This window comes from Bathymodiolus japonicus methanotrophic gill symbiont, from assembly GCF_019721995.1.
Classification (GTDB): Bacteria; Pseudomonadota; Gammaproteobacteria; order Methylococcales; family Methylomonadaceae; genus Methyloprofundus.
On the sequence record NZ_BLYC01000082.1, the window covers coordinates 1 to 9,699 of the forward strand.

16 protein-coding genes and 2 pseudogenes are annotated in these 9,699 nt (G+C 43.0%); 13 read left to right on the forward strand and 5 right to left on the reverse strand.

Annotated features, from left to right (window positions below; all coding sequences use genetic code 11):
* Positions 1-864, forward strand: an 864-nt coding sequence (locus tag K6984_RS29155; RefSeq protein ID WP_230988351.1) for a transposase, incomplete at its 5' end; no start/stop codon positions are given.
* On the opposite strand, the gene K6984_RS29160 is transcribed toward K6984_RS29155, so the two are convergent.
* Entirely contained in the window at positions 854-1,021 is a 168-nt protein-coding gene (locus K6984_RS29160; RefSeq protein ID WP_221898489.1) for a hypothetical protein, read from the reverse strand. The genes K6984_RS29155 and K6984_RS29160 overlap by 11 nt on opposite strands.
* Before the next feature lie 12 nt (positions 1,022-1,033).
* On the opposite strand from K6984_RS29160, the gene K6984_RS29165 reads away from it, so the two are divergent.
* The 6 genes from K6984_RS29165 (at position 1,034) to trxC (ending at position 4,387) form a co-directional block, all read left to right on the forward strand.
* Positions 1,034-1,186, forward strand: coding sequence for a hypothetical protein (locus tag K6984_RS29165; RefSeq protein ID WP_221898490.1), 153 nt, complete (start codon positions 1,034-1,036; stop codon positions 1,184-1,186).
* Positions 1,187-1,466: 280 nt separating this feature from the next.
* A complete protein-coding gene (locus tag K6984_RS35440) occupies positions 1,467-1,595 on the forward strand; it encodes a hypothetical protein (protein ID WP_263458596.1) in 129 nt (42 codons plus the stop codon).
* Positions 1,596-1,622: 27 nt separating this feature from the next.
* Positions 1,623-1,937 carry a hypothetical protein gene (locus K6984_RS29170; protein ID WP_221898491.1) on the forward strand — a complete coding sequence of 105 codons (315 nt, stop codon included), beginning with the start codon at positions 1,623-1,625 and terminating at the stop codon, positions 1,935-1,937.
* 492 nt (positions 1,938-2,429) lie between these two features.
* Entirely contained in the window at positions 2,430-2,783 is a 354-nt protein-coding gene (locus tag K6984_RS29175; RefSeq protein WP_221898501.1) for a HopJ type III effector protein, read from the forward strand.
* Between the two features lie 2 nt (positions 2,784-2,785).
* Positions 2,786-3,835, forward strand: coding sequence for an NAD(P)/FAD-dependent oxidoreductase (locus K6984_RS29180; protein ID WP_221898492.1), 1,050 nt, complete (start codon positions 2,786-2,788; stop codon positions 3,833-3,835).
* A gap of 114 nt (positions 3,836-3,949) precedes the next feature.
* Positions 3,950-4,387, forward strand: a complete 438-nt coding sequence (trxC, locus tag K6984_RS29185; RefSeq protein WP_221898493.1) for a thioredoxin TrxC — start codon at positions 3,950-3,952, stop codon at positions 4,385-4,387.
* Between the two features lie 214 nt (positions 4,388-4,601).
* On the opposite strand, the pseudogene K6984_RS29190 reads toward trxC, so the two are convergent.
* Positions 4,602-4,991: pseudogene (locus K6984_RS29190) on the reverse strand (IS1634 family transposase); the annotation flags it as partial.
* A gap of 220 nt (positions 4,992-5,211) precedes the next feature.
* Here K6984_RS29190 and K6984_RS29195 point away from each other — a divergent pair.
* The 5 genes from K6984_RS29195 (at position 5,212) to K6984_RS29210 (ending at position 7,427) form a co-directional block, all read left to right on the forward strand.
* Entirely contained in the window at positions 5,212-6,216 is a 1,005-nt protein-coding gene (locus K6984_RS29195; RefSeq protein ID WP_221898495.1) for a hypothetical protein, read from the forward strand.
* A gap of 16 nt (positions 6,217-6,232) precedes the next feature.
* The gene (locus tag K6984_RS29200; RefSeq protein ID WP_221898496.1) at positions 6,233-6,751 is read left to right on the forward strand and encodes a hypothetical protein; all 519 of its coding nucleotides are present in this window, start codon (positions 6,233-6,235) and stop codon (positions 6,749-6,751) included.
* 206 nt (positions 6,752-6,957) lie between these two features.
* Positions 6,958-7,086 (forward strand): hypothetical protein, encoded by a 129-nt coding sequence (locus K6984_RS35445; protein WP_263458596.1) that lies wholly within the window; start codon positions 6,958-6,960, stop codon positions 7,084-7,086.
* Between the two features lie 27 nt (positions 7,087-7,113).
* Complete coding sequence (locus K6984_RS29205) at positions 7,114-7,308, forward strand: hypothetical protein (protein ID WP_221898497.1); 195 nt, start codon at positions 7,114-7,116, stop codon at positions 7,306-7,308.
* Positions 7,254-7,427, forward strand: a complete 174-nt coding sequence (locus K6984_RS29210) for a hypothetical protein (RefSeq protein WP_221898498.1) — start codon at positions 7,254-7,256, stop codon at positions 7,425-7,427. Before K6984_RS29205 ends, K6984_RS29210 begins: the two co-directional genes overlap by 55 nt.
* Here the strand turns inward: K6984_RS29210 and K6984_RS36840 are convergent.
* Positions 7,406-7,834 (reverse strand): annotated as a pseudogene (locus tag K6984_RS36840) (nitric-oxide reductase large subunit); the annotation flags it as partial. The gene K6984_RS29210 and the pseudogene K6984_RS36840 sit on opposite strands and share 22 nt — an antisense overlap.
* Positions 7,835-8,116: 282 nt before the next feature.
* The gene (locus tag K6984_RS29215; protein ID WP_221898499.1) at positions 8,117-8,272 is read right to left on the reverse strand and encodes a hypothetical protein; all 156 of its coding nucleotides are present in this window, start codon (positions 8,270-8,272) and stop codon (positions 8,117-8,119) included.
* Between the two features lie 12 nt (positions 8,273-8,284).
* Here K6984_RS29215 and K6984_RS29220 point away from each other — a divergent pair, with 12 nt between their 5' ends.
* Complete coding sequence (locus K6984_RS29220; RefSeq protein ID WP_221895133.1) at positions 8,285-8,428, forward strand: hypothetical protein; 144 nt, start codon at positions 8,285-8,287, stop codon at positions 8,426-8,428.
* A 330-nt stretch (positions 8,429-8,758) separates the two neighbouring features.
* On the opposite strand, the gene K6984_RS29225 is transcribed toward K6984_RS29220, so the two are convergent.
* The gene (locus K6984_RS29225) at positions 8,759-9,622 is read right to left on the reverse strand and encodes a radical SAM protein (RefSeq protein WP_221897793.1); all 864 of its coding nucleotides are present in this window, start codon (positions 9,620-9,622) and stop codon (positions 8,759-8,761) included.
* Positions 9,623-9,699 lie beyond the last annotated feature (77 nt).

Sequence of the window (9,699 nt, forward strand, 5' to 3'; positions counted from 1 at the left end):
GATCGGCCTATTAAGCCTGAACGTGACAGTGCCTACCCAACCAAAACAGAGATTGCATTAGGCTTATTAAAAGAGTTTAAAGTTGCGCATAGCCTGATTAAAATTAAAGGCGTACTGGCTGATGCGCTGTATGGTGAAAAAGCCTTTATGGACGAAGCCGCTAAAGAATCTGGAGGCTCGCAGGTGATTAGCCAATTACGTAAAAACCAAAATATTGAATATAGAGGTAGAATAAGGTCAGTCGAGAGCTACTTTAATTCGATTAACAAAGGCATTGATCAGATAATACGTGTACGTGGCGGCAAAGAGATTAAAGTGACTGTCAGCAGTGCACGATTAAAGGTGAGTTCTCACAGTAAAAAACGCTTTGTCATTGCCTTAAAATATGACGGTGAAAACGACTATCGCTATTTAGTGGCGACAGACCTGACTTGGCGCACACAAGATATTATTCAGGCCTATACGTTGAGATGGCTGATTGAGGTTTTCTTTGAGGACTGGAAGCTTTATGAAGGATGGGGGCGTGAGGCCAAACAATTAGATGAAGAGGGATCAAGCCGTGGCCTGATTCTGAGTCTTTTGTTTGACCATTGCCTTCTCCTTCACCCAGAGCAAATAGCCCGCATTGAAAGCAAACTACCTGCGTATACCGTAGGAAGCTTACAGCGCAAGTCTCAAATGGATGTACTGCTTGAGTTCATCACGTCATTGCTAGAGTTTCCAGATCCTGGTGATAAGCTGAAAGAGTTAGGTGAATTAATAAAGGATGTGTTTCAACTGATGCCATCAGGAAAACATATGATTGGCAGAGATTTAGGGCGCTTAGGGCCAACAGCATCATTAAAGTATTGTTCTACTGGGTGAAGGTAAGAGTTTGATGGCAATGGGATGGAAAAACTTGAACATCGAGTGATAGTCTCCAGAAGGCGCAGGGAAATTTGCCAATCCGAAGTGCGCGATAGCGCGCGAGGGAGGCTAAAATTTTATCCCGAATAGCCGTAGAGCCATTTGTGGTAGCCATGACTGAGCTGCTTTGTGCTCAGTCTGTGGCGGACGCAGGGCGGCTGGAGCATCTCCTATTCGCTGCGTAGGTGAACGAATTACGGCGACAGGAGTCCCGGAATTTCGTGAGGTAGCATGGCGCGCCTGTTGCTGTTTTTTTCAGTATGGCAGGCATGATCAATAAAATGTCCATCCGCTGCTTCTATGGTGTATTCGTCAAGTTCCGGGAATGCTTTAACTCGATGTTCAAGTTTTTTAACTGATTGATTTTATTGATAATTTTATTGACAAAGAAAGCATCAACATCATTGTAAATCAATCACTTATAAAACAAAGCCGGAAAAATTTACTTTTCTTAGCCCAGTTATAGCTGAAAACTTGAACATCGAGTTTAAGATAATGATTGATTCATCCATCGGATAAAAAATATAGCGAGGCTCTGGAGATTCGGGGAGTCGCTATTTTTGCGAAAGCTTGTTTTGGGCATCCCAGCCCAAGCAAGCAGCAAAAACTTAACGCGACCACTTATGCCTCCGGCGGCCCCGATTCGTCCTCGTCACCTCGTCCCGACCCAACAAGGGGTCGGAACATAGGCTCCAAATGACTTGACGCCGTGTCGGATGGCCTTTTATTTTGTCTCCACCTTCGCTAACGCTCAGACTCCGATAAAACAACGGCCCTACGGCTATCGCGGACTAAAAATCTTCACTTCGCTAAAGCTCCGTTTCCAGGATTTTCAGCGAAGGCAGCAACAGGCTCAAAAACGAGATCGTTTTGTGAATCCATTATTTTTCCAGGCAAGAATATCTCGTATCAGCTCGTATACCATTCGGGCAGTTCAAAACGCAATAATAACAGGAATGTCTTTACAGTGCTTTATGAGCTCTCTTGTGGCGAGGTTAGTTTTACCGCCTCAATTGATAGGGGAACACTGATGTTATCTATACTAAAAATAGACCGCTCCTTTGTACAGGATATCTTACATAATCTGAAGTTTCCCAATAATTATTTATGGTAAAATTGAAACTATGCTACAACTATATGAAAAAATAGTCTTTTCATTCGTTTCAAATGCTATTGCCTAAGGGGAATTAAGTAGGGGTTTGCTATAAACATGGCAAAACCACCTAAAATAAACCTCGATACACCAGCATTGTGTATTTCAGCTACTCAATAATTGGGAAACTTCAGTTACATAATGAAAATGATGCTATTATCGTTAATGCAACTATCAACCTGGCACATAACCTAGGTTTGCAAGTGGTCGCAGAGGGCGTGTAAAATGCAGAAACAATGACTAAATTACGCACTTATCACTGCGATATGGCGCAAGGATATTATCTAAATAAACCGCAACCAGCAGAAGAATTCAGCACATGGATGCAAAATTCGCAATGGACTACTTCTACGACTCCTCTCCTAACAACATGACATCAAATAGCTTTATCAACAGACTAAAATCAAACCAGAAAGTCAGTTTTAAGGACACAATATCTACCATCAATGAATCCTATCAATACACACCCACAAGCTTCATCAATGGCTTAGGCGAACAGGCAGTAACAAATGCAGCGGGAACAAACGAAGGCTCATGTAAAATTTTTGCCTTTGCGCAACTCCAGCAGCTTGATCAGCAACAAACCTTAAGCCTGTTTGGTGATTATTATCAGGATGTCTTAAATGACCCCAATGGTACTAGCCATCAAAATATTAGGAATTTTATGCGCTATGGTTGGGCGGGCATTCAATTCAAAGGGAAAAATACCTTACGTCTGAAATAAGCGTGAGCAAACAGGTAGACTATCTGATTATTGGTCAGGGACTTGCGGGAAGTATACTCAGTTGGGAATTAATAAAACAGGGATGCACTGTCCACCTGGTTGATAACCAGCAAGAAAATGCTTCGCAAATTGCAGCAGGATTAATCAACCCCATCACCGGAATGCGCCTGGTTAAACATAATAAGCTAGACACCCTGCTCCCCTGCGCAAAACAAACATACCAGGAACTAAGCCAGTTTTTCAGTCAGGACTTCTATATAGAAAAACCTATGTTACGCATCTTGCGTAATGAAAAAGAATTACTTAAATTTCAGCAGCGCATTCAAGAACCTGCATATCATAAATATCTGGATACTGAACTAAAGTCAGCACCTGCAATACTTAACGCACCACTTGGCATTATTCAGCAACAACAGACTGGCTACCTGTTAACGCAAAATCTACTAGCCTGCTTAAAAAACTTCTTGCAAGCAAAGCAGGCATACCAACGCACACAGTTTGTCTATCAAGACCTGAATATTGATAACGCCATCAACTGGCAAGGCATCACAGCAAAAAAAGTTATCTTTTGTGAAGGCTATTTAGCCATCCATAACCCCTGGTTTAAGCACTTAGCTTTTCAGTTAGCAAAAGGGGAAATATTAACCCTGACAACTCAGCAAACACTCGCGCCCGAGCTTTTAAATTATGGTCACTGGCTTATCCCAATAAATAAGCACCAATTTCGTACCGGTGCAACATTTGACACCATCAACTTAAACACACAGGCAACAGATCTAGGGAAAAGCACACTACTGCATGCATTAGCGCAAACAATACCAACACTCGCTACTGCAAGCATCGACAAACATCAGGCCAATATACGCCCAACAACTCTGGATAAAATGCCCTTTATAGGTTTGCACCCTAAATATCAAAATCTAGCTATCTTTAACGGCTTTGGAGCGAAAGGCAGCTTACAAATCCCCTATTATAGTCAGCACTTTGTGCAACATTTATTACATAAAGCTCCAATAGCCCCTGAGATTAACTCGCAGCGCTTTAGCGGATAATAGCATGTAACATTAACGCCCCCCCCTACACAAACATTCATATTTTAAATCTGTCTTGAAAATTAGCTTAACGCATACTTACAATACCAAATAATTTAAATCTGGAGATTTTTTATGAGAGATCCATTGTATATCGTCTGTGCTGACTGTTCAGCTATAAACCGAATACCTAAAATTCGGCTGAACGATAATCCTAAATGTGGTAAATGCCATAAGTTGCTTTTTACTACCCAGCCTATCGATTTGACCGCCGCTAATTTTCAGCAACATATTCAGCATAATGATATTCCTGTGCTGATTGATTTCTGGGCTCCATGGTGTGGTCCGTGTCAATCAATGGCTCCAGCCTTTAAACAAGCAGCAAGCCAACTGGAACCCAAGTTTCGTCTGGCAAAGCTAAATACTGAAACACAGCAAGCTATTGCTGATCAATATGCAATCCGTAGCATTCCAACCCTAATGTTACTACGCAATGGCAAGGAAATAGCAAGACACTCGGGCGCCATGAGTACCCAGGATATCGTAAGCTGGGCTTTAGCACATTATGATTAACAGCTTTAAAACTGAAGTTTCCCAATTATTGAGTAGCTGAAATACACAATGCTGGTGTATCGAGGTTTATTTTAGGTGGTTTTGCCATGTTTATAGCAAACCCCTACTTAATTCCCCTTAGGCAATAGCATTTGAAACGAATGAAAAGACTGTTTTTTTCATATAGTTGTAGCATAGTTTCAATTTTACCATAAATAATTATTGGGAAACTTCAGTCAACACCAATACTACGGGCATTAATGGCTTCGACATGATTAATATCGACATGATGAAAATCTCGCGTTGTTGTTTCTGAATCTAGCGGTTGTGACAGTTTTGCAGTCATCAGTGAGCTATAGCGCTGGGCTGTTGCTTCCAGAAGTTGATTTAAATCATCGGCTAAATTGAATAGCTCTTCCTGATGTGGTTCCAAACCTTGCTGTAATTGTTCGATTCTGGCCGTCAGCAAGGGCCAGTACTTTTTATCAATCGTAAAGTCCGCACCTATATTGAGCAATGTACGTTGCTTGACTTGTTTTCCTATACGCACAGATTCTACAATGCGGTAAGTGAAATAAGCTGAGCCGTCTTCAAGGCTTTTTGTTTTGGTTCTTCGAATATACATACCACTAGCATCGGTGAAAAACCAGGGAAAATCAAGGGCCAGAGCAAGTTAAGATGGCACTACAGAGACCCTCAAAAAAAACACCATTGATTCTAAAGGGATTTTTACGATGAATTTTTAATGCGAATTATAAATCAATGACTTGAAGAGATAAAAGTGACGAAGATAGGTTAAAGACCTACCACTCTCTGAACATATTCACCAACACTGCAATGAAAGTATGGAACGTGCCCTGTTAGCAGAGCGTCATCCTTTGTGGGCTCGTTCATGCCCAGAGTTGAAGGATATCGACTTTATTCGCCTTGGGTTATTACGCTGTATCAGTGTAGTCGATAGTGGTCGCCATTTCCTCCAAACCAATGAACAGATTTATGGCCAGCTGCTTCCCCACTCAACGTATTTTAAATCACTGAAGTCGCATAGACGAACAAGTATGCTTGAGGCATTTGAACAGCAGAGCTATCATCTTCACTCTGAAACACTGCTATCGCAAGGCATTGATTATCTTAAAGCATTCCCGGAACTTGACGAATACACCATAGAAGCAGCGGATGGACATTTTATTGATCATGCCTGCCATACTGAAAAAAACAGCAAGGGGAAAGTTTATGCGGCCGGGGGGATTTACGCGTTGAATCTCAGAAGTGGGTTGCTCAGATTTCTTTGTCTGGTGACAAACGGAACTCAGAGACATCAAGAAATACCTGTGTTACGAAATCATATTGAAAAGCAAAACAAGGGAAATAACAGCTCTCAGAAACATCTCTATGTCTACGATAAAGCCGTCACCGACTTTGTCTGGTGGGATCGGCAGAAACGACATGCTAATTACATGATTTCAATGCTAAAAGAAAATTCAATTGCGACTCTGGTTGAGTCTATCCCTTTTGACTCCCGCCATGAGATCAATACAGGGGTTGAAGCATACAGTGTGTACGAAAACAAGGGCATCAAATTTAACGTGGTGGATTACCGTGATCCAGAAACCGGAAAACTTCACCGGTTTGTGACAACCTTGCCAATGACTATTAACCCTGGAACCATTGCCATGCTGTATTTCAAGCGATGGCGGGGAGTCGCTATTTTTGCGAAAGCTTGTTTTGGGCATCCCAGCCCAAGCAAGCAGCAAAAACTTAACGCGACCACTTATGCCTCCGGCGGCCCCGATTCGTCCTCGTCACCTCGTCCCGACCCAACAAGGGGTCGGAACATAGGCTCCAAATGACTTGACGCCGTGTCGGATGGCCTTTTATTTTGTCTCCACCTTCGCTAACGCTCAGACTCCGACAAAACAACGGCCCTACGGCTATCGCGGACTAAAAATCTTCACTTCGCTTAGGCTCCGTTTCCCTGATTTTCAGCGGACGATTGAAAAGACATTCAATAACACTAAAAGTAATTTCAAGGAAACTAAAGCTTGGTCTTCCAATACCCGCTCACTTGAAGATCAAATGCGCCTGACTGCAATGAGCTATAATTTAATGCTCGTGTTTGAAGAGATTTCAAAAACACAACAGCCAGAATTGATTCATCCATCGGATAAAAAATATAGCGAGGCTCTGGAGATAAGGCAGCAACAGGCTCAAAAACGAGATCGTTTTGTGAATCCATTATTTTTCCAGGCAAGAATATCTCGTATCAGCTCGTATACCATTCGGGCAGTTCAAAACGCAATAATAACAGGAATGTCTTTACAGTGCTTTATGAGCTCTCTTGTGGCGAGGTTAGTTTTACCGCCTCAATTGATAGGGGAACACTGATGCCTTTAGCAGTGAATAAATTAATGTAATGCCGGGCTACCGCTGAAAATCATGGAAACGGAGCTTAGCGAAGTGGTGATTTTTAGTCCCTGATAGGCGACAGGGCAATTCGCTGATTCGACGTGTGCTAGCAGCACGCGAGAGGAGCAAGAATTGCATTCCGAATAGCCGTCCAGCCAGTGAGGTAGTTCGGGGAGTCGCTATTTTTGCGAAAGCTTGTTTTGGGCATCCCAGCCCAAGCAAGCAGCAAAAACTTAACGCGACCACTTATGCCTCCGGCGGCCCCGATTCGTCCTCGTCACCTCGTCCCGACCCAACAAGGGGTCGGAACATAGGCTCCAAATGACTTGACGCCGTGTCGGATGGCCTTTTATTTTGTCTCCACCTTCGCTAACGCTCAGACTCCGACAAAACAACGGCCCTACGGCTATCGCGGACTAAAAATCTTCACTTCGCTAAAGCTCCGTTTCCAGGATTTTCAGCGAATGACGAAGCGGCTTTTGTGCGTAGTCGTTGCGGACGCAGGCCGTTCAGGGCATCTCCCATCCGCTGCGTAGGTGAACGAATTATGGCGACAGGAGTCCCGGAATTTCGTGAGGTAGCATGGCGCGCCTGGATTTTAATCGCTGCTGCACGATTTGGGGTGACTGTTATGCTGCCAGTGTGCGGATCATAGGTATTCTTACGCATCTCGTGGCGTAGAGTCACCTTATACATTTCAAGTCGTTGTTCGCCAGATGAAAACTCGCTGACAATTTCATCACTGGCAATAAGTGACAACAGCTCCAAAGCTTCGCGGTGTAGCCAGTCTGCACTCCAGTCCGGTGCAAGATAGCTGCCATGCCCCCAGATTGAGCCTTGCTGCATACCACCTATAGACTGCCAGATATTCTGGCCGCGCTCTATATCAGCGCGGGTATAAACAATATTGCCACTCGTCGTTTTAATAACCTCAGGAATTGGAGGTGCCTTTTGATAAATTTGCGATCCATAAAACAATAAGATGGAAAACGATACCAGCATACTGACTGACAATATTAGCCAGAGTCGTTTAACCGTAAAAGTTGTATTATAAGTTTTCATTATTGAGTCCTGATCGAATAATATAAGTATAGTAATGAGAAACTGAATAATTTAAGGTAACTAGCTTGCCAAGATTAATCAGAATCTTTCTATCCCTTACTTTCAGTAATCTTTTATTAAACACCTATTCCGGCCATATTTCAACTCAATGTGCTAGCACTACTACTTGATGGATTGCTCAAACAGATAGGCATAAAAAAGCCCGACCCTTTGGAGGGTCAGGCTTAGTCTGATACTACTTGAAAAGACAGTCTTTTTTTTCTATAGCTCCTTTGCTTTATTTCACTCTGTAACGATAACTTCCTGCGCTGTCAGCCCCGGACGGGCTGATAGTCTCCAGAAGGCGCAGGGAAATTTGCCAATCCGAAGTGCGCGATAGCGCGCGAGGGAGGCTAAAATTTTATCCCGAATAGCCGTAGAGCCATTTGTGGTAGCCATGACTGAGCTGCTTTGTGCTCAGTCTGTGGCGGACGCAGGGCGGCTGGAGCATCTCCTATTCGCTGCGTAGGTGAACGAATTACGGCGACAGGAGTCCCGGAATTTCGTGAGGTAGCATGGCGCGCCTGCAACCACCAGCATTATCATACTCAATAATATTAATGTCCACTGACTCATTTGTTAATTGGAAAATACTTAAAAAACGTAACCCGGCTAAGCCCCACTGATATTAAATTAATGATCGCGCACGGAATAAGTTGAGCATCTGGCGCAGAATTTTTATTCGTATTCAAAGCAAAGAAACAGCTGCATAGCCAGCTACCTAAGTGCTTCTATAACCCAGAAGACGGATAAAAAGACAAGCCATTGCTTAAGTTATTCCATGTAAGTCCCTTAGGCAACATGCATAGGATGATCAGGTACGAAGCGCATCCATTGGGGCTTGATGCGCTGGCTTTAGCCAACTCCCCAACAAATGTGCAACGATTACAAACACACCTTCACTCGCAAACTCAGGCTGCGTATCTGCTCAGCAAATTTTTGTAATTGATCCATGCTTGCGCTAGTAATAATATTTACCTCAGGCTGTAATGAGGGTCTGGCCAGGCTGTATAGCATCACGCCCTGTAATGGGACCTGCTGAATTATCTTTGCTAATAAAGCCAGATAGGCTTGCTGCTCTTGTGTGTCTAGTAGACCACCCTGCCCTTGGCTGGATGTAAAACCTAATACACAAGTCTGAATCCAGGTCGAACACAGATTTGCCGAACTGATTAAATTATCCAGCTGTTTTTGCGCACTTAAGCCAGCATGGTTCACTGCTTCCCGTCCTAGATCGGTAGCGCTGTCTAATTTAAACCAGAGTTGACCGTTATATTTGTTAAATAACTGCAAGCCCTGCTGTACATCGGCTTTATGCATCAGGCTGCCATTGCTAATCAATACATATTGAAACGGGTCGGGAATATTGGCCTGCTCGAGAGTTTGGGTAATGAAGGCTATTGCTTTGGCGAACTCATGCACGCTGGTTGGCTCGCCATTGCCGGAAATAGCGATGTCTTTAATAATTTGTCTTGCCGGCTCTATTTCAAAGCGCTGGTAAAATGTTCCATGCAATACATCCTGCAAAAAACCGGCTAATTCTATTGCTAATAATTCAAAATCCAGTTCTGGTGCTGCACCTACGCTTAAGTCAGGTACCTGACAATAGATACAGCGCCAGTTACAGGCATTATTAGTATTAAAATTAATACCGATAGATAAGCCACCCGAGCGTCTGGAGTTAACTGGATAAATATATTGATAGCCTGCAATATTACGATCATGATTTTTTACTGTAAGTTTGGACATAACGCTAAAAAATAATCTTAAAAAATGTTATTCTACTGGGTTACATAATTATACTTTAAGTTTTTTGGAGAGAAAAA

Coding starts and splice junctions, on each gene's coding strand:
- K6984_RS29215 (WP_221898499.1), bottom strand. CDS start 8,272: ATGGCTACCACAAATGGCTCTACGGCTATTCGGGATAAAATTTTAGCC.
- K6984_RS29160 (WP_221898489.1), bottom strand. CDS start 1,021: ATGGCTACCACAAATGGCTCTACGGCTATTCGGGATAAAATTTTAGCC.
- K6984_RS29170 (WP_221898491.1), top strand. CDS start 1,623: ATGGCCTTTTATTTTGTCTCCACCTTCGCTAACGCTCAGACTCCGATA.
- K6984_RS29175 (WP_221898501.1), top strand. CDS start 2,430: ATGACATCAAATAGCTTTATCAACAGACTAAAATCAAACCAGAAAGTC.
- K6984_RS29200 (WP_221898496.1), top strand. CDS start 6,233: ATGGCCTTTTATTTTGTCTCCACCTTCGCTAACGCTCAGACTCCGACA.
- K6984_RS29225 (WP_221897793.1), bottom strand. CDS start 9,622: ATGTCCAAACTTACAGTAAAAAATCATGATCGTAATATTGCAGGCTAT.
- K6984_RS29205 (WP_221898497.1), top strand. CDS start 7,114: ATGGCCTTTTATTTTGTCTCCACCTTCGCTAACGCTCAGACTCCGACA.
- K6984_RS29195 (WP_221898495.1), top strand. CDS start 5,212: ATGGAACGTGCCCTGTTAGCAGAGCGTCATCCTTTGTGGGCTCGTTCA.
- trxC (WP_221898493.1), top strand. CDS start 3,950: ATGAGAGATCCATTGTATATCGTCTGTGCTGACTGTTCAGCTATAAAC.